Source organism: Flammeovirga kamogawensis, assembly GCF_018736065.1.
GTDB lineage: Bacteria > Bacteroidota > Bacteroidia > Cytophagales > Flammeovirgaceae > Flammeovirga > Flammeovirga kamogawensis.
Genome location: NZ_CP076129.1, coordinates 347,628 through 367,431, shown reverse-complemented (window position 1 = coordinate 367,431; position 19,804 = coordinate 347,628). Strand labels below are relative to the sequence as shown.

The window sequence follows — 19,804 nt, the reverse complement described above, 5'->3', positions numbered from 1 at the left end:
ACTGTTTAGACATGGTTTTTTATGTCTTTAGATTTTTAAAATAGTACTTTCAAAATTTATCATCAATTACTTTAGATGGGTATTTTTAGCCTTCTCTATTGTGTATGATTTAAATTGGCTGTACTCTACTATTTAATCAATTATTTTTTTGAGCTATACAATTGTTTCGTTTTATAACAAACAACGCAAACAAACACGCTCTTTTTATACAGAACAATGAAAAATCTATCATATATCGCTTTATTTTTATTCTCTTTTATCATTATAGGTTGTAACAATGATGACAATGAAACAGTTACACCCAACAATCCATCTTATGATTTTGAAATCACAAAAGTGAAAGACGAAACAAGTGGGTTAACGTTAAAATTGATGGCATCTAAAGAAAATCTATCTGAAGGAGTAAATAATGTTGCCTTTGAAATAGAGGGAACATCAACACTTACAACTGGTGGAACTTGGCAAATTGTTCCAAAAATGACTATGATGATGAATGAAATGACACACAAACACTCAACGCCAATAAGAGGGTTTGAAGAGGCAACAGAGTCATTTTCTGGCAAAGGACAAATATTATTTGTAATGCCAACAATAGAAATGGGAGCTTGGGATATAGAGGTTCAATACATTTTAGAAGAAACTGCTTTAGCTACTTGGACAATGCCATTAACTGTTGAACCTGTTCCGTTTTTAGCAGAAGATCCTGCATATAAAACAGTCATCAATTTGCCATTGGCAGACTCAGATAATAAAATTATTATGGGTTATAATTTTATAGACAATGGAAATAACCCAGCAATGGGGTCTAATAATTACGAAATTTTAGCCTTTAAAAGAATCCCAAGTATGGGGCACGGTCATTTAGAAACGTATGTTCCTTACACAGATTTAACTTTTGGAGTTACTCCTCATATGCCTTCAATGGATCATGGCTCTCCAAATAATGTAGACCCTGTTGCAAGTACAGATGGAGTTTATACGGGTGTTGTTAATTTTTCGATGTTGGGAGATTGGCAACTAAAGTTAAATGTTGTAGATAACAATACTGTAATTTTAGATGAAGAAGGTGTTTCATTTTATCTTGAATTCTAAATGAAATTTCTTATCAACAGAATGGTGCAGATAGTTATTATCTGCACCATAAGCTGTTCATTTTCTTTTGCACAAGATTCTTTAAAAACGGTTTATCTTGGTGAGGTTATTATTTCTAGTGATACAATAACCGATCAAGATTATCAATTAACTGCGGATCAGTTATTAGAAGCAAATAGGAAATTGAACGTTGCAAAGCGTGGTAATTTTGCATGGGAACCTGTTATTGATGGTTTTACAGATGGTCAGATTACCGTTGCAATTGATGGTATGAGAGTATTTGGTGGTTGTACCGATAAAATGGATCCTGCAACTTCATATTTAGAACCCGTTAATTTACAAAAACTGCAAGTTTTACATGCTGCCGATGCTCAACAATATGGCACATCTCTAGGTGGAGCAATTAATGCAGAAATGCGTTATCCTACACTTGGTAATCCATTAAGTTTAGGTGTACAAACAGCGTATAGTAGTAATACTAATGGGACTGATACGAATGTTTTTTTAGAGAAATCGTATAAGAAAATTGGTTTTAGATATTCTGGAGCCTACCGTCAGCATCAAAGCTATACAGATGGAAATGGAAATCTAGTACCTCACACACAATACCGTAAACAAAACCATACTTTTACCACATTATTTCAGCAGAATGAATCTACTCAATGGACAGGTTTATTTATGTTTGATGAGGGGAGAGATATAGGTTACCCAGCACTACCAATGGATGTGAGTTCAGCAACGGCTTATATGGGAAATTTGGGTTTTAAAAAGAAATTCAATGATTCTTTCTTTAGTACATTGACAGCAAAAGTGTATTACAACTCCATTACTCATATAATGGATGATACGCAGAGAGAGAATGTAGCGATGCATATGGATATGCCTGGTAAAAGTCAAACAGGAGGAGTTTGGACAACTTTAGAACATACATCTTCTAAACATCAATTTAAATTAAAGGGAGATGTTTATATAAATACTTTGTTTGCAGACATGACCATGTACTCTCCAACAGGAGGAGTAAATATGTATTTACAAACTTGGGGTGATATTCAAAGAAATTCAGCTGCAATTTTTATTGAAGATGTATGGCAATTAGACCCTAGATTAAAATGGAAAAATAGCCTTAGATTAGAAGCTGTATCTACAAATTTAACAAGTGATTTAGCACGCATGCAATTCGAAATATTAGGGTATTCTATTAATGGTCCTGAAAGTGATCTTGGTGGAGATTTCTCTTCTCTATTTCTGTATCAATTGGATAAAAAATGGTCAGCATCATTTGGTGGGTCTTACACTCAAAGATTCGGAACAGCGTCAGAATTGTATGGTTTCTATTTATTTAATGCTAGAGATCAGTATGATTATATTGGAAATCCAAACCTAGAAAATGAAAAAGCAACATCTTTCACCTTTGATTTAAATTACAAAAAAGGTGTTTGGAATGTAGGAGCAAGGGCAAGGAAAACGTATATCAAAGATTATATTGTTGGGATCGTAGATGAAAATCTAGATGCCATGACTCCAGGAGCTTTAGGTGTAAAAGAATATCAAAATGTTGATAATGCACAATCTTCTCACTTTGAATTGTACGGTTCTACTAAATTTACCAATTGGCTAGGTTATAGATTATCTGCAGTTGTAGAAAATGGCTACATAGATGCTTTACATTCTCCAATGCCGTATATGCGTCCTTTTACTTTAAAGCAAGATGTTAGGGTTTTAATTAAAAAAGTTACAATAGGTGGGCAATATGAATATTCTTCTGGCATGAGTTCTCCTAGTACAATTTTAGGTGAAGCAGAAACTTCCTCTTATCATTTAGTAAATTTATATGTTGATTATAATTTACCATTAAGAAAAGGGAATCTTCAATTTGATATTGCAATTAATAATGTATTCAATACTTATTATATAGATCCTTTTGCATGGAATTCAATTCCAAACATGGGTAGAAATATTAAAGCAGGAATAAATTATAAGTTTTAATTATTATCTCTTAGGATAAGAAATAAGCCTGAGCCTAATAATAAGACACCTAATAATTTTTGTAATGTGATTGGACGAATAGGAACACCCATCCACCCAAATTGATCGAACAAAAGAGAAGCGACAATTTGACCTGCAATTATTGATGCAAACACATTTAATGCACCAATACGAGGTACTAAAAATAAAGAAGTTGTTACAAACACGACCCCTAGAATACCACCGAGGTAGTAATATGGAGGAAGTTGTTGTAACAACTCTTTTGTAGGCAACTGCGGTCGTGCTATAACTAAAATAATAAAAAGAGTAAGCAGTGTGCCTCCCATAAAATTAATAATAGTACCTAGGAAAGGGGACCCTAAAGTTGATCCCACTTTTGCGTTTAGATTACTTTGCAAAGGCATCAACGCACCGGCTGCCAACGCAAGACTTATATATAAAAGATGTTCTATTTTCATGTGCTTTGTAATTGCACGAAAAATACAACAATTGAATTCTCTTTGCAATGTTATTTTACAGCAACTGCTTTGCAATGAATAACATTTCCTGTTTTCCTGTTGATTGTTGTTATTATTTCTGCATTGTCATTTACAATCAACCTAACATTAATAACTCCAGAAGTTTTAACTACAGATTTAATTTTACCTGAACGAATACCATTTTCAAACTCACAAATAAACTTTTCGTTATCAAGGTTATACAAATAGGTCGATTCTTTATCTTTAAAAATGCCAACCCAATTTCCAATTAATTGTTCTGTTTCATGATTATCTAACGTGTTATCGATAAGCATTTCATACTTATTAAACCAATCTTTATCGTTAGATGTTGAAGCAAAATTAACATTAAAAATTATTGTAATTAACCCAATTAAGAATAACTTTTTCATAAGCATTTTTAACTATTTATTTCTACTTTATATACAATTTTGATCTTACCCTATCATAATATTATCTAACAGTAGAAAGCTGAAGTACTATTAAAACACAACGTCGATAAAAATAATTCATTCCAATTACAGAAAAAGTACATTATTTACTTATTTCAAGAAAATAAAGTGCTTTAAAATGTAACTTCTTAGTAGAGTACAATCTCAATCACTGAAAAATTATGAATGTTAGGGTTACATCTCATGTACTATTTTATAGAAAATTATTTATTTAAAGGGTCTAACATATTGAAACCAAACCTACAACCAAGTAAAATTTGGTATTGAGAAACGTAATGATGTCTTGAATTTGGATCATATTCTGGGTTTAGTTCATCTGTGAAATTATAATTTGCACTATTTGCATAAGAAGCCACTAAATGAAACCTTATATTATGGTGATCCCATGGGTAGTACTCTAAAGCAATTTCTCCGGTTAGCATCTCAGTATTATTAATTGTTACAAGAGAGCCATCTTCTGGGTCTACAACAGTAGGTCTATCGTTTTCATTGTCAAATTTTACGGCATCATATATTAGTTTAATATAAGGTCTAAATTTATTACCCATATATTGGATTTTAATTGGAGCAGAAAGGTACCCTGCATTTTTGTAAAGGTTAGGCATGTTTCTCGCTACAATTACATCTGTATCCAAAACAAGATCAGTAAAGAACCATTGTAAACCTATAGCACTAGAAAACGCTTGAGAATCATACTCTTTATAATGAGTGAGTGTAGTTACATTTGCGTAGATATCAATTTTATCTTTTAATAAAGTACCATTCCAATATAAATTGTATTGTAAGGCAACCTGATTACCTATAGAATCTAATGCACCATTTACCATTTGCATACCAATATCTTGTCCACTTTCTGAAGAGTAAAGAAATCCAATACCCGTTTTCCAACAGGCCAAATTGTTATTAATTACACTATATCTGTAAACATCACTTGGGTCGTATTCTTGCTCAACAGAACCAAGATTTAAAAAGAATTTACCTCCTGTAAAAGTCCATTTTTGATTTTTAGAGTTTAATGATAATGAAGCAACTTGAATATTATCACTAATATTTGCTGTTCCAATAGTATTGTTATTAAATACTTGTCTGTAATTAAAACTCATTCTATCTGTTAGTTTTCCATTTACTTTAACTAAAAAGGTAGAGAATTGGAACCGAGAATCTTTAGCAAAACCGTCAAAGTTTTCATTATAATTTAAAAATCTATAATCCATTCTACCATTTATAGGAATCTCAAGGTTTTCCTTAAAAAATTCCCAACCTCTTTTTTTATTTTGTGCAAAGAGCGAAGAGGTTGTAAGTCCAATTAAAAATAGACAAAGAAGAAAATTGTATTTAAAGTTCATATTGATTGAAGTAGGAATAGTTTTGAATTTGATTTTATGAAAATAACACTTTAAATAAGTTAATTTATAGTGTTGTACAAAAGCAATAATATTTTTACTAAATTATTACTTTTATTAAAATATTACAGAATATAATATTTACTTTACTATAAAATTATATTTTTGATCGTCTAGCGAAAATCTTCGCCTCTTGAAATTAATGAAATGCAATCAAGATTAATCCCTTCAGAAAAATTAGAAGATCTTCTTCACTATTTTATAGCTTCAAAAAAAAACTATGATGAAGAAAAACATACTTTAAACATAGAAACAGAACAGCTTAATTTTGCTTTAAGATTACCATGGCAATTGGATAAAAATCTTTTGCCCATAGAAAAGACTTATGTAATATGTTTAATTCAAACAGAAAGTGCTGTTGTGGGTTTAGTGAAAAATGAAGAGTTACTATCTCATAAAACGTTTTCAACATATGCAGTAAGAAAAAAGCAGGGTAAATCTCAGATAAAGTATCTTAAAACAAGGGGTAAATCTAAGGCAGGGTCAAGGTTACGATTAGCAAATACTATTAATTTCTTTGAGCATATAAATGAACGTTTAACAAGTTTCTTTAAAGATGAAAAAGTAGAGAAAATTGTTTTTAGTTGTTCCAAAATACTTATTCCATATTTATTTACATCAAAAGTTCCCTGTCCGTTTGATAAAAAAGATACAAGAATTTTCAAATTGCCTAAATATATACCTAATGCAAATTTTGAAGATTTGAAAGAGACTTTAAAGTACCTTAATAGAGGAGAACTCATGTTTGAAGATACAGATTTACCTGAGATGGAAAGCCTACTAAAAGACCTATTTAATAACCAATAGCATGATGAGTAAATTACTTCTAATTTTATTTACATTGATAAGTTGTACACCAACAATAAATACAAAAAATTTGACAAAAGGATATTGTGAAGGAAGAGTTATCATTTCTTCGAAAGGAATAGAACTAATGTGGCCTGGTAGTGCTGTAACATTTAAAATAAAAGGTAAACATTTAGATGTTAATTTAATAGACGATAAAGGTGAAAATGATTATTCTATCATAATTGATGGTGAAGAAACGGGTTTTATTACGCCTTCTGTTACAATGCAAACTTACCGTTTATTTGAATCTTCAACTATAGCAGAACATACAATTACATTACATAAAAGAACAGATTATTCAAGAGGAACAACTGTTCTTTCTGCTGTCAATACAGATGGAGAAATATTGCCTATTCAGCCGAAGAAAAAACATATAGAATTTTATGGTAACTCAATAACTGTTGGATATGCAAACATAGACAGTACAGGGCAAGATAATTCTGACTTTACCAATAATTATGTGGCATTCTCTGCATTAACTGCAAGATATTTTAATGCAGAATTAACTTGTATTGCTAAAAGTGGAATAGGTGTTATGGTGAGTTGGTATGATCTGATAATGCCAGAATTATACGATAGGCACAATCCCAATGATCCAAAGAGTAAATGGGATTTTACACAAAAAACACCTGATGTATTAGTGGTAAATCTCTGTCAAAATGACTACTGGATTTTAGGTATACCTAATAATGAGTTCTATATCAAGAAGTTTGGAAGACAAGCACCAACCCCTGATTTTATAATAAAGGCTTATCAAGATTTTATTATCTCTTTAAAAAATAAATACCCTACAACTCCAATTGTTTGTGTTTTAGGTGTTATGAATATTGTTGAGGAAGGGTCGCCTTGGCCAGAATATATAAAAGCAGCAGTAGATAACATTGGAGATGCATCCATTCATACTTTGATATTGCCTTTCCTTGCAGATAGTGCTCATCCTAATGTAGAAGAGCATAAAAAGATGTCTGAAATTTTGATTTCGTATTTAGAAGATAAGGAGTTATTGTAGATAGGAAAATAAGCTAATTTTAGTGTAATATATCTAGATGAGGAAACTTATTAAAGTATTTACTACACAACTTATTAAGCAATTTATTAATTTCTATAATATTCATATCATAAAATTATTCAAAAACACACGCTATGTACGGTATTGTTAATAAAGCTATTGAAGGATTAGTAACTGAGAATTTTGGAGCTGAAAATTGGAAAAAAATTAGAGAAAAAAGCGGTGTAGAAATTGAAGTCTTTTCAGGTAACGAACTTTATGATGATAAGATAACTTTTGATCTTGCTATTGCCGCATCAGAAGTATTAAACTTACCGTTAGAAGATGTATTAATTGCTTTTGGTAAATATTGGGTATTGACAACCGCTAAAAAGCATTATGGATCTTTAATGGATACAGGAGGAAATACGTTAAGAGAGTTTTTTGTAAACCTCCCTAACTTTCATAGTAGAGTAATGCTTTTGTACCCTAATATTCAGCCACCAGAGTTTGATGTGGAAGAAGTAGGAGAAAAAGAATTAAAGCTAAAGTATTTCTCTAAAAGAGAAGGGCTTACATTTTTTGTTCATGGTTTAATCTTAGGTCTCGGAGAGGCGTTTGATATGGTAGTAGAAACTGAATTGATCCAAGGAAGAAAAGATGGTTTAAAATATGATGAATTCTTAGTTAAATGGTAATAATATGTACGCAGAGATAGGGAATACAAAATTAGACTTCAATCTATTATCACCTTTTTATTTTATTGTAGATAAAAATTTAACTATAATTTCTAATGGTAAAAGCTTTGAGAAATTATTTCCTGATAGCTGTTTTAATAAGCTAGAAAATTACTTAAAACTAGCAAGACCTTGGAGTATTGATTTTAATTATGAAGATATTAAAAATCAACTTAAAAAGGTATTTGTATTCCAAAATTCTGAAAGGGATTTAGTGTTAAGAGGACAGGTGATTTTACTAGAGGAAGACGAACATATCCTATTTCTAGGCTCGCCATGGATGAAAACAACAGACGAGCTTATAAAACACAAATTATCATTAACAGATTTTGCCCTTAATGATCCCACTCCAGATGCCGTTCAACTTCTTAAAATGAACGAAATCAACATGATGGAACTCCGTGAAATGACGGACCGTTTGGAGTTACAAAAACATGATATTGAGCAGAAAGAAATGCTCTATAGAGGATTGGTAGAAAATGCATCTGAAATGATTTACCAAACCGATATTGAAGGTAAACTTTTATATGTAAATCCAGCAACTTTAGCCATTACAGGGTACTCCTCTGAAGAAATAATTGGTAAAGATTTCTTTGATCTCATTACCCTCGATATGAGAGAAGAAGTTACTCTTAAATTTGAGGAACAGAAAAATAATAGTATTCATAAAGAAATATATGAGTACAGTATAAATAATAAAGAAGGTGCAGAAGTTTGGATCTATCAAACTCTGATAAGTATTACGGATAAACAAAATGTAATAGTTGGTTATAGTTCTGTTGGAGTTGACATTTCACTAAGAAAAGAAATGGAACAAACTCTAGAAACTGCACGTCAAAAAGCATTGGAATCTGCACGTATCAAAGAGCGCTTTATTGCCAATACAAGTCATGAGTTAAGAACACCAATGAATGCAATTATAGGGCTTTCTAATTTACTGACAAATACACCTTTACTACCAAAACAATCTGAATTTATTAATGCAATTAAAACATCATCAGAAAACTTATTAGTAGTAATAAATGATGTTTTAGATATGTCTAAAATTGAATCAGAAAAACTTGAAATAGAGTTTATTGAGTTTAATTTAAAAGATAAAATAGCCCAATTCATGACAGCCTTAGAAATAAAGGCTACAGAGAAAAATATATTATTATTGCACGAATGGAAACCTGAGGTACACGAGTATATTTTAGGTGATCCTTACAGGTTGAATCAGGTACTAACAAACTTAGTAAGTAATGCAATTAAATTTACTACTGAAGGTGAAGTTAAATTAACAGTTGAGTTAGACAGAACAGATGAAGAAAACAATGTACAATACCTTAACATTAAAGTAAAAGATACGGGCGAAGGTATATCAGAAGAAAAACATAAAAGTATTTTTGAAGGATTCTCTCAGGCAGATGCTTCTATCACAAGAAAATTTGGAGGCACAGGTTTAGGTTTAACCATAAGTAAAAGTTTAGTAGAACTAATGGGAGGTGTTATTACTTTAGAAAGTGAAGTAGGTAAAGGCTCTACTTTTAGTGTTTTAATTCCTTTTAAAAAATGTGATGATATTGATATAATTCAAGAACCAACAAGAATTAACGAGGATATTGATTGGAGTGAGTATAAGGTATTATTGGTAGAAGATAATCAGTTTAATCAATTATTAGCTGAGAATATTCTTGGGCAATGGAAAGTAGACGTAGAAATTGCAGATAATGGTAAAATTGCTTTAGAAAAGATTCAAAAGTCAAATTTTGATGTTATTCTAATGGATATTCAAATGCCAGAAATGGATGGTATTGAAGCAACCCAATATATTAGAGGTAAACTGCAGATAGCAACACCAATTATTGCTTTAACAGCTAATGCTATGAAAGATGATTTGGATTATTACGAGTCGATTGGAATGGATGCCTGTATTACTAAACCTTTTAAGCAAGATGACCTTCAGAACATACTTTATAAATTATTTTCTAAAGAAGAAATTGTTATTGAGCATGAAGTAAAGACCACCTCATGGCACGGGAAAAAGATATTATTAGTAGAAGACAATGAATATAACCAACTTTTAGTAGTAAATATTTTAAGAGATTGGGGGCTAGAAGTAGACACTGCAAATAATGGTTACGAAGGTCTTGAAATTTTGAGTAATGAAGATTATGACATGATTTTGATGGATATACTCATGCCTAAAATGGGAGGAGTAGAAGCCACAAGATTAATTAGAAATACATTAAAAAAAGATACTCCTATAGTTGCTTTTTCTGCACACTTAACGTCTAAATTAGAAAAAGAATTTTTAGAGGTTGGTATGAATGGTTGTATTCCTAAACCATTTAAAGTAGGTCAGTTAAAGAAGACGATTAATGATGTTTTCAACTTTAATAATAATAAGAACAAGAAAAAAGAATTACACAGGCCTTCTGAAGGATGGAAGGGTAAGAAAATTTTAGTAGTAGAAGATAATCCATTTAATCAGTTACTGGTTGTAAATATCTTAGAAGGTTGGGATATGGAAATTGAAACTGCCGAGAACGGTAAAGATGCCATTAAGAAAATGAACGAGAACAATTTTGATCTTATTCTAATGGATATTCAAATGCCTATAATGGACGGTGTAGAAGCTACTAAATTTATTAGAGAGAAATTACATGATAATATTCCAATAATTGCTTTAACAGCAAATACTTCTAAAGAAGAGAAAGAGTTATATGAAGTTGTGGGTATGAATGCAATTGTTTCTAAACCATTTGATCTTGAAGTATTTGAAGAAACCATAAAAAACTTCTTATCAACAAGTTCAGATAATAATGCGTCTATTGTTGAAAAGAAAAAAGACATTAACGGTATTTCTGTACTTATTGTAGAAGATAACCCATTTAATATTTTACTACTCAGAGGTATTTTAGACCAATGGGATATAAGTATAGATGAAGCCGAAAATGGAAAAGTTGCTGTAGATTTAGTAAAAGAAAATAAATATGATATGATATTTATGGATATTCAAATGCCTGTAATGGATGGAGTTCAAGCAACTAAAATTATGAGAGAAGAATTAGGAATTACTACACCAATTCTTGCAATAACAGCTAATACAGAAGACGATTTGGTTAATCAATATTTTGATGTAGGAATGAATGCTTGTATCCCAAAACCTTATGGACAAGAAGAATTACAACAATCAATAATGAAACTTTTATAATAATTGTAAAATTAGGAATTACTACACCAATTCTTGCAATAACAGCTAATACAGAAGACGATTTGGTTAATCAATATTTTGATGTAGGAATGAATGCTTGTATCCCAAAACCTTATGGACAAGAAGAATTACAACAATCAATAATGAAACTTTTATAATAATTGTAAATTTGCTTTTTGTCATCAAAACTAATTGATATATACTCTTATTTTTATAAAAATTAGATAAACTATCAATTATGACAAAAATGAGACAATTAGACCAAACGCTTAACAATTTTACTCCAACAAAAAAGAAGAGACTTGATGTAATAGATGTTTTAAGAGGGTTTGCAGTAATGATAATTATGCTTCTTCATAACATAGAGCATTTTAATTATTATCATTATCCAATGAAAACAGTAACTCCAGATTGGCTGATAGATTTAGATGCAAATGTGTTTAGTACAATGTTTTTCCTTTTTGGAGGTAAGACGTATTCTATCTTCGCATTACTATTTGGTTTTACTTTTTACTTAATGTATGAAAAACAAAAACAACTAGGCAAAGATTTTGGCTATAGGTATTTATGGAGGTTATTTTTACTATCTATCTTTGCTGCCTTTAATTCAATATTTTTTGCAGGAGAGGTATTACTTATGTATGCTATTACAGGTTTGATTTTATTTCTCGAAAGAAAATTTAATGCAAAAGTAATCTTAATTATCGCCTGTTTCTTATTATTTCAACCCTTAGAATGGTATCGTTACTTCAACTATTTAGTAGTGGATGGTTATACAATAGGTAAAAATCTTTCATCGGATATGTGGTTACCTGTACAAACATATTTAGGAGGTGAATCTATGATAACAACATTCTATAAAAACATATCATTAGGGCAAACATGGTCATTTATGTGGGCATTAGAGAATGGTAGAGTAATACAAACAGCAGGATTATTTTCTTTAGGTTTTTACTTTGGTAAAGTGAAATTATTTGAAGGAAATTCTACAAAGAAATGGTTGACGATATTAATTTCAGCAGCTGTAATAAGCATACCTTTATTCTTTCTTAAGGAGACTTATTTAGTCAATCAATCAATTATTACTTTAAAAAGAACGTTGGGTGTTACGTTTGATATGTGGTGGAAACTTAGCTTCACATTTATATGGGTGAGTAGCATAATTCTGTTATATCGATACAGTGCTTTCCAAAAGTTAACAAAGTACTTAAAAGCATACGGTAGAATGAGCCTTACAAATTATATTACTCAATCTATGGTAGGTGGATTTATATATTATGGATATGGTTTAAATTGGGCAGATAAATACGGCGTAACAATTAGTTTAGGAATAGGTTTAGTTTTACTCATAGTACAAATTACTATTTGTAACTGGTGGATTAAGAAATATAAACAAGGTCCATTCGAAAAACTCTGGCATCATTTAACGTGGGCTCCTAAATTTTAATCTTTTAAAAAAATCATTTTATTATTAAATAAAGTGATTTTTTTTGTTTGACACTATACATACTATTATATTACTTCGATAAAGAAAGTATTATTTTACTAGTAATTTATGATGAGTGGCTCTATTAATAAATCATTTCTATTAGCTGTTGTGTTATTGATGCTATCTACTTTGGGAACTTCATCAGAAAAATACCAATGGAGAGTACTAGAGAATACTGATTTCTTAAAAGGGGAGAAGTTGATTTATGTGGCTAGTTATTCTTTTGTTGATGCTGGTATAGCTGAAGTATTTTTAGATGATTCTATGTATACCATAGAAGGACACAATTGTTTTCATGCCAAGGTAAATGCGGAAAGTATTGGTGTAGTAGGTGCTGTTTTAAATGTACATGATTCATGGGAAAGTTATTTTGATTCAGCTTCAATTCTTCCATTAAAATTTAGACGAGATGTAATTGAAGGGAAATATACTTTAGAAGAAAATATAACTTTTGATCAAGACAGTCAGAAAGTATATGTCAATTGGAAGAAAAAGGATAAGCCAGAAATTCATTACGAAGAATACCCAGGAAAGAAAGAAACAATTGATGTGATTTCAGGCTATTATTTTTTAAGAACAATTAATTTTTCGAATTTAAAAAAGAATGCAAGAATTAATTTTAATGGCTTTTGGGAAAAGAAAACTTATAATTTTGATATAATTTATTTAGGAGAAGAAAATTGTAAAACGAAGTTCGGAACAATAAAATCTTTTGTGTTTTCTCCTGTTGTACCAGAAAACTCTTTTTTTAGAGGAGATAACCCTGTTCGGTTTTGGATATCAAATGATGAAAATAGAATTCCATTAAAAATAAAAGCCAATTTGAAAGTAGGCTCTGTAAAAGTAAATTTAAAAGAAATAAAAAAGTCGAAGTCAAAACTTATTGCAGCAGGCAATTAAAAAAAGGGTTATTCAATTTAAATATTGAATAACCCTTTTTAGCATTTTAGTTGAAATCGACTTTAGAATGTGAATTTTTACCTCTATAGTACCATAAGATACCTGCAAATATTCCTACTATTCCTAAAGCGTGGTATAATCTAAACCCATTAAATGTCATGGTTTGAATATACCAATACAAATCACTTAAAACAGGTGTGAAGAAACTTATTATTGCAGCTAAAATACCATCAATTCTATATGCTTTATGAACAAAAAACAAATGATAAGAAATTGCAATAAACGGAAAAACACCTATAATAAAATTCAATAGGTAATCTAATAGCTTTTTCATGTCGGTAGTGCTTTAATTATTACTGATTAATCAAATATGGTTAATCTTAAACATATAAGCAAGTACGCATAACAAACATCTGTTAATTATAAGTGTATAAATAACTATTCAATGAAAAAGGTGCTTTTTTATTAAAAGTAGGATGGCTATAAAACAAAAGAATTCCACCACAAGTATGGTGGAATTCAATAAAAAGTGTCCACCCCGTAGGGTGGCACTGCTTAACGATTCATAATTCAAATATGAAGTTTTTGATTTTATAATGCAAGGATTGATAAGAAAATTTTGAAATATTTTTAAATAACATTAAACACAATGTTAATACTGTAAATTTCCTCACTTTTCTTCAGCAATGTTTTTTTCCATTTCATCAAGAATTAAAGTGGTTTCAGTATAAGTCTTCATCAAAATAAGTGTGAAAGTAGTTTATAAACACAACTTATATTGATTACATAATTTACGACTTAATGAGACTTTCAAATTTTATCATACTATCTATCTTTTTTATTTCATGCTCTACAAAAAACAAGGTAGAGACAGAACATAAAGACCAATTAGTAAAAATAGTTCAAGTAGATGCTGGGAATTCTAGTGACATTAAAATTGTGACAGGGGTAACATCGCCTAATAAAGAAGTAAATATGTCTTTTAGGGTGAGTGGTCCTTTGGTAAATTTTAATTTAGAGGAAGGGCAGAAAGTAATAAAAGGAGAATTTCTAGGAGCCATAGATACTAGAGATTTTAAATTGGCATTACAAAAAGCTGAAGCAAATTACAGGTTGGCTAAAACTGAAAATGAAAGAGCAAGCAGATTACATAAAAGTAATAATGTCTCATTACAAGTTCTTGATAAAGCAAAATTAGCTTTTGAAGAAGCACAAACTAATTTAACCACTGCAAAAAATGCATTAAATGACACAAAATTATTTGCTCCATTTACAGGGTATATAAAATCTGTACATACAGAGAAGGGAGAACACGTTAATGCAACACAAAGAATTCTTGTCCTTCAAGATTTTTCTAAAGTAAAAGTAAAATGCAATGTGCCTGAAGCAATTGTATTAAATGCTAAAAACATAGACCGAATACATGTAGTGTTTGATTCTAAGCCAACACAAAGATTTTCTGCAGAAGTTTTAGAAATACTTCATGATACTGAGGGAATCAATTACGCTTATCCAATGATATTAGAATTAAATCAGGAAAATGAGGATATAATTGCAGGAATGACTGCAGATATTTATCTAACACTATCTACAACTAAATCTACTACTAGTTTACTACCAACTAACGCTGTGATGGGTAAACCAAACGGAGATAGCTTCGTTTGGGGAATCCATCCAGAAACACAAACATTAAAAAAAGTACCAGTTAGTATTAAAGGACTTAAAAATGATGACAAATTTATAGTTGAAATACAGGACGATATTGAATGGGTAGTTGCAACCGGAGGTACTTATTTAGTAGAAGGTCAGAAAGTACGTGTGAAATTAGATAATACCATTGTTTCTTTAAACTAATACCAAATGAACTTAACGAAATTTACTATCGAGAATAAACCATTTAGTTGGTTTATACTTCTATTAATTATACTAGGTGGAGTAATTGCAAATTCTAAAATTGGTAAATTAGAAGATGCTCCATTTACAATAAAACAAGCAGTTGTACTTACTTCGTACCCAGGTGCATCAGCAGAAGAAGTTGAGCAGCAAATAACAGATAAGCTAGAAGAAGCCATTCAATCTATGGACGGTTTAGATTACCTAGATTCTGATAGTAGACCTGGGGTATCTCGTATTCTTGTTGTTCTTAAAAAAACAATACCTGCTGATGATATTCCACAGATGTGGGATTTACTAAGAAGAAAAGTTGGAGATATTCAGTCTTCATTACCTACAAATGCCAACCCTTCTATAGTAAATGATGATTTTGCAGACGTTTTAGGCTTATTTTATGGTATTTATGGAGAAGGTTATACATATAGAGAACTGAATGATTATGCTGACGACATCAAGAAGGAATTATTAAAAGTAGATAATGTTGCTAAGGTATCCTTATTTGGCAAAGCTCAAGAAAGTATAGACATCAAATTGTCATATACTGCTATGAATCAACTAGGGGTTTCATTAGAAGATATAATGATAACCTTAAATCAACAAAACAATTTAGTGAATGCAGGCTTTATTAATACTAATAAACAGCGAATTAGAGTTAAAGTTGGCGGAGATTTTACCGATATAAAAGAATTAAATAGCTTTTTAGTAAACACTAAAAATGGTAATCAGATCAAACTTAGTGAGATTGCAACAATTGAAGAAGGGTATGTAACACCATATACTACTAAAATGAAGATACAAGGACAGTCTGCTGTGGGGTTTGCAATTTCGGCGTCTGCAGGTGCTAATGTTGTGGAAGTATCTGCGGATATACGAGCAAAATTATCGAAAATTAAAACAGACTTGCCAGCAGGATTACACATTAAAAATATCTACGATCAAGGGAAAGAATCTCAAGATGCAAACGATGGTTTCATTTTTAATTTAGTAGCTTCTGTAGTAACTGTTGTAGTCATTTTATTGTTCTTTATCGGTTTAAAGAATGGAATCTTAGTAGGTTCAGGGTTGGTATTTTCAATATTAGCCACAATAATAGTAATGTGGAGCTTTGGCATTAACATGGAGCGTGTTTCATTAGCAGCACTTATTATTGCTATGGGTATGCTTGTAGATAACTCTATTGTAGTTATTGAATCTATTTTAATGAAAATGAAACAAGGTATCCCAAAACGTCAAGCTATTATGGAAGCAGCAAATGCATCATCTTGGCCGTTACTGGGTGCTACAATAATTGCAATTCTTACCTTTTTACCTATTAGAATATCACCTGATGCTACAGGGGAATACTTGTCATCTCTATTTTCAGTTTTAGCAATTTCGTTATCATTAAGCTGGGTATTTGCCTTAACGCAATCTGCATTAGTATGCGATGTTTTCTTAAAAGATGAACCAAATAAAGAAAACACATCAGATTTATACCAAGGGAAATTCTACGATAAATTTAGAAGTTTATTAGGATTAAGTATTCGCTATAAATATATCTCACTTGGTATTTTCTTGACTATTTTTTCAGTCTCGTTTTTCACCGCAAAATACATGTCTATTGTATTTATGCCAGAGCTCGAAAAAAATCTATTCAAGATAAATGCTTTCACTCCAGAAGGTACACGTATTGATTACACAGAACAAGCTGCAGATGAAGTTTACAATTGGCTTAAAAATCAAGAAGAAGTAAAAGAAGTGACCGTAACAATTGGCATGACACCACCACGTTACTTTTTGGCATCATCATCTTATGGTCCTCAATCAAACGTAATGCATTTTATTATTAAATGCGATGATTTTGATAATGTAGAAAAGGTCTTTAATCGATTAGAAGAACAGAAAAGAGATTTATTTCCTGAGCTATTTGTTCGCCCTGAATTGTACTCTGTAATGTCTCCCTTAGATGGTAAGGTAGAAGTAAGATTTATGGGTAACGATATACAAGTTCTTGATTCATTAAATCATGCAGCAATGGATATTATGAGATCAAGTCCAAAAGCAAGGCATGTACACAGTAGTTGGTTTAATATGTCACCCATTTGGAATGCAGAATATTCATCTAATAAAGTAGCACGAGCAGGTGTTACACGAGCAGATATAGCAAATTCATTTAAAATAGTTAGCGATGGTTTAATAGTTGGTACTTATAGGGATGAAAATGAGTTGATGCCTATAATGCTAAAAACGGATGAAGGTAGTACAGCAGACATCATTAAAGTAGAAAATATGTCGGTACTCTCTAAAAGTAAAACAGTGCCGTTGCCACAGTTAGTAAATAATTTATCTGTAGATTATGAATATCAATTGCTCCAAACATACAATCGTCATAGGGCTATTTCTGCACTATGTGACCCTGTTCAAGGAGTAACAACAGGTGAGTTGCAAAAAGATATAGTTGATAAGATAGAAGCTATGGATTTACCAGAAGGTTATACCTTGATGTGGGATGCCGAAAAGAAAAATCAGAAAGAAGCAGTCGATGCAATTGTTACTTTCTTTCCACTTGCTTTTCTATTGATTATAGCTATCCTTATTGCTCTTTTTGGGAATTATAAGCAGCCATTAATAGTCATGGTTTTACTTCCTTTCTCACTTATAGGTGTTGTATTTGGTTTAGTTGGTTTAAACAGGGCATTTGATTTCATGTCGTTTATTGGTTGGATTGGCTTATTAGGTATGGTTATAAAAAATGTAATTGTATTACTAGACGAAGTTAACATCCAAAGAGCAGAAGGTTTGTCTCATTTTAATGCAATTATTTCTGCAACGGTATCTAGAACAAGACCTGTACTTATGGCAGCAATTACCACTATGTTTGGTATGATACCGCTAATTCCCGATAGTGTTTTTGGTGCAATGGCAGTAACTATAATTTTTGGCTTAGGCTTCGCTACATTTCTCACATTATTAGCAGTGCCAGTATTCTATGCACTTTTCTATAATATTAAAACCAAGTAATAGTCATGACGTTATTCAAGCAAATAATGAGTGCCATAGTTTTGGTATTCCTTTTAGGAGATGTTTATGCTCAAGCCAACGATCCCTATTTAGGGGAATATAGAAAAGATGCATTAGCTCACGAGCAGTATGTGAAAATAGCAGAGAATAAAGTAGAAATTAGACATAAGAATTACAAAGCTGCAGCAGCAGACCTTCTTCCTAAAATTTCAGCCTCTGCAGATTATTGGTATATTCAGAACCCATTATTAATGACACTTCCAGATGATAATAGGCTAGGAGAATTATCGGGGATGTCTTTAGGGCAGGGTGCAAATAACCAATATGGATTGTATACCACTTTAACTCAACCTATTTATAGAGGAGGTATGTTAAAGGAGAAACAAAAAAGAGCAGAAGTAAGAGAGCGTATGTCTTATGACGAATTACAAATTACTAAGCAGGATATTGTATTAGCTACAGATTTACAGTATTGGCAATCTGTAGCTCAGAAAGAGTTAGTTTATGCAATGTATAATTACAGAGATGATTTAACTAGAATCTCTAATTTGGTAGCCCATAAAGTAGAAGTAGGTACATTAAATAAAAGTGATTATTTAATGACAGAGGTACGAGTTAACCGTGCAGAACTTGCCGTTATTCAAGCAGAAAATGATTTGAAAATATATAGTATGTCTTTAAATAGACTTCTCGGAAAGGAATTTGAAGAGGCTTTACCTTTAAGTGATTCTATTGTTCTAGAAACCTTTTTTGTACCTACTCTAGATCAAAAAGTACGTCCGGAGTACACATTAGCAGAGCACAAACTTAAAAGTAGTATACATGAATTAAACATGGTGAAAAGTACTTATAAAATGCAACTAAGTGGTGTCGCTACAGGTTCTTATTCATCACCTGGTTACGATTTTACTCCAGGAGCCTTACCAAATATTCAATTAGGAATGACACTCAGTATCCCTATTTATCAAGGAAGAAAGAAACATCAGATAATTGGAGCACAACAAATAAGGTTACAGAATAGAGAACTTGAATTAGAACGCACTCAAGAAATACTTAATTTAGAAATTGCACAAAAAAAAGTGGCTTGGCAAAATAGTATTAAAGAAACTGATCTAGCCAAAACCTCTGTAGATAAAGCTAAAGAAAATGCATTGGCTATGGAAGAACGTTTTGATGAAGGAATGATAGATATTTTAGAAGTAATCGATTCGCAATTGTATTTAGAACAGGCAGTAATTGAATTTATTCAAAGTAAATTAAAAACTCAGGTACAATGGACACATTACCTACGTGCCATGGGTCATCTTTCAATTAACTAGTTG

At 31.2% G+C, this 19,804-nt stretch carries 16 protein-coding genes; 12 read left to right on the top strand and 4 right to left on the bottom strand.

Features of this window, described 5'->3' with window-relative positions:
* The first annotated feature begins 216 nt into the window (after window positions 1-216).
* Both KM029_RS20460 and KM029_RS20455 read left to right on the top strand, forming a co-directional pair.
* The gene (locus tag KM029_RS20460) at window positions 217-1,092 is read left to right on the top strand and encodes a FixH family protein (protein WP_144076711.1); all 876 of its coding nucleotides are present in this window, start codon (window positions 217-219) and stop codon (window positions 1,090-1,092) included.
* Complete coding sequence (locus tag KM029_RS20455) at window positions 1,093-3,078, top strand: TonB-dependent receptor plug domain-containing protein (RefSeq protein ID WP_144076710.1); 1,986 nt, start codon at window positions 1,093-1,095, stop codon at window positions 3,076-3,078. It begins immediately after the preceding gene.
* Here the strand turns inward: KM029_RS20455 and KM029_RS20450 are convergent.
* The 3 genes from KM029_RS20450 to KM029_RS20440 all read right to left on the bottom strand — a co-directional run bounded on the left by KM029_RS20450 (window position 3,075) and on the right by KM029_RS20440 (window position 5,373).
* A complete protein-coding gene (locus tag KM029_RS20450) occupies window positions 3,075-3,536 on the bottom strand; it encodes a DMT family transporter (RefSeq protein WP_144076709.1) in 462 nt (153 codons plus the stop codon). The two genes, KM029_RS20455 and KM029_RS20450, sit on opposite strands and share 4 nt — an antisense overlap.
* A gap of 50 nt (window positions 3,537-3,586) precedes the next feature.
* Window positions 3,587-3,967, bottom strand: coding sequence for a hypothetical protein (locus KM029_RS20445; protein ID WP_144076708.1), 381 nt, complete (start codon window positions 3,965-3,967; stop codon window positions 3,587-3,589).
* 263 nt (window positions 3,968-4,230) lie between these two features.
* Window positions 4,231-5,373, bottom strand: coding sequence for a porin (locus KM029_RS20440; RefSeq protein WP_144076707.1), 1,143 nt, complete (start codon window positions 5,371-5,373; stop codon window positions 4,231-4,233).
* A 204-nt stretch (window positions 5,374-5,577) separates the two neighbouring features.
* Between KM029_RS20440 and KM029_RS20435 the strand changes: the two genes are divergently transcribed.
* The 7 genes from KM029_RS20435 to KM029_RS20405 all read left to right on the top strand — a co-directional run bounded on the left by KM029_RS20435 (window position 5,578) and on the right by KM029_RS20405 (window position 13,589).
* Window positions 5,578-6,237: a hypothetical protein gene (locus tag KM029_RS20435; protein ID WP_144076706.1), complete on the top strand. Its 660-nt coding sequence runs from the start codon at window positions 5,578-5,580 to the stop codon at window positions 6,235-6,237.
* A 1-nt stretch (window position 6,238) separates the two neighbouring features.
* A complete protein-coding gene (locus KM029_RS20430) occupies window positions 6,239-7,288 on the top strand; it encodes an SGNH/GDSL hydrolase family protein (RefSeq protein ID WP_144076705.1) in 1,050 nt (349 codons plus the stop codon).
* A 134-nt stretch (window positions 7,289-7,422) separates the two neighbouring features.
* Window positions 7,423-7,965, top strand: a complete 543-nt coding sequence (locus KM029_RS20425; RefSeq protein WP_144076704.1) for a heme NO-binding domain-containing protein — start codon at window positions 7,423-7,425, stop codon at window positions 7,963-7,965.
* Between the two features lie 4 nt (window positions 7,966-7,969).
* Window positions 7,970-11,200: a response regulator gene (locus tag KM029_RS20420; protein ID WP_144076703.1), complete on the top strand. Its 3,231-nt coding sequence runs from the start codon at window positions 7,970-7,972 to the stop codon at window positions 11,198-11,200.
* On the top strand, window positions 11,140-11,358 hold the full coding sequence (locus KM029_RS20415; protein WP_144076702.1) for a response regulator: 219 nt from the start codon (window positions 11,140-11,142) through the stop codon (window positions 11,356-11,358). Before KM029_RS20420 ends, KM029_RS20415 begins: the two co-directional genes overlap by 61 nt.
* 89 nt (window positions 11,359-11,447) lie before the next feature.
* On the top strand, window positions 11,448-12,647 hold the full coding sequence (locus tag KM029_RS20410) for a DUF418 domain-containing protein (protein ID WP_158631228.1): 1,200 nt from the start codon (window positions 11,448-11,450) through the stop codon (window positions 12,645-12,647).
* Window positions 12,648-12,755: 108 nt separating this feature from the next.
* Entirely contained in the window at window positions 12,756-13,589 is an 834-nt protein-coding gene (locus KM029_RS20405; RefSeq protein ID WP_144076700.1) for a DUF3108 domain-containing protein, read from the top strand.
* A gap of 46 nt (window positions 13,590-13,635) precedes the next feature.
* On the opposite strand, the gene KM029_RS20400 is transcribed toward KM029_RS20405, so the two are convergent.
* A complete protein-coding gene (locus KM029_RS20400) occupies window positions 13,636-13,923 on the bottom strand; it encodes a hypothetical protein (RefSeq protein WP_144076699.1) in 288 nt (95 codons plus the stop codon).
* Between the two features lie 467 nt (window positions 13,924-14,390).
* Here KM029_RS20400 and KM029_RS20395 point away from each other — a divergent pair, with 467 nt between their 5' ends.
* Genes KM029_RS20395 through KM029_RS20385 form a run of 3 tightly spaced genes read left to right on the top strand, consistent with a single transcriptional unit; the run spans window position 14,391 to window position 19,801 of the window.
* Complete coding sequence (locus KM029_RS20395; protein WP_144076698.1) at window positions 14,391-15,443, top strand: efflux RND transporter periplasmic adaptor subunit; 1,053 nt, start codon at window positions 14,391-14,393, stop codon at window positions 15,441-15,443.
* 6 nt (window positions 15,444-15,449) lie between these two features.
* Window positions 15,450-18,482, top strand: coding sequence for an efflux RND transporter permease subunit (locus KM029_RS20390; protein ID WP_144076697.1), 3,033 nt, complete (start codon window positions 15,450-15,452; stop codon window positions 18,480-18,482).
* A 5-nt stretch (window positions 18,483-18,487) separates the two neighbouring features.
* Window positions 18,488-19,801: a TolC family protein gene (locus KM029_RS20385; RefSeq protein ID WP_144076696.1), complete on the top strand. Its 1,314-nt coding sequence runs from the start codon at window positions 18,488-18,490 to the stop codon at window positions 19,799-19,801.
* The last annotated feature ends 3 nt before the right edge of the window (window positions 19,802-19,804 follow it).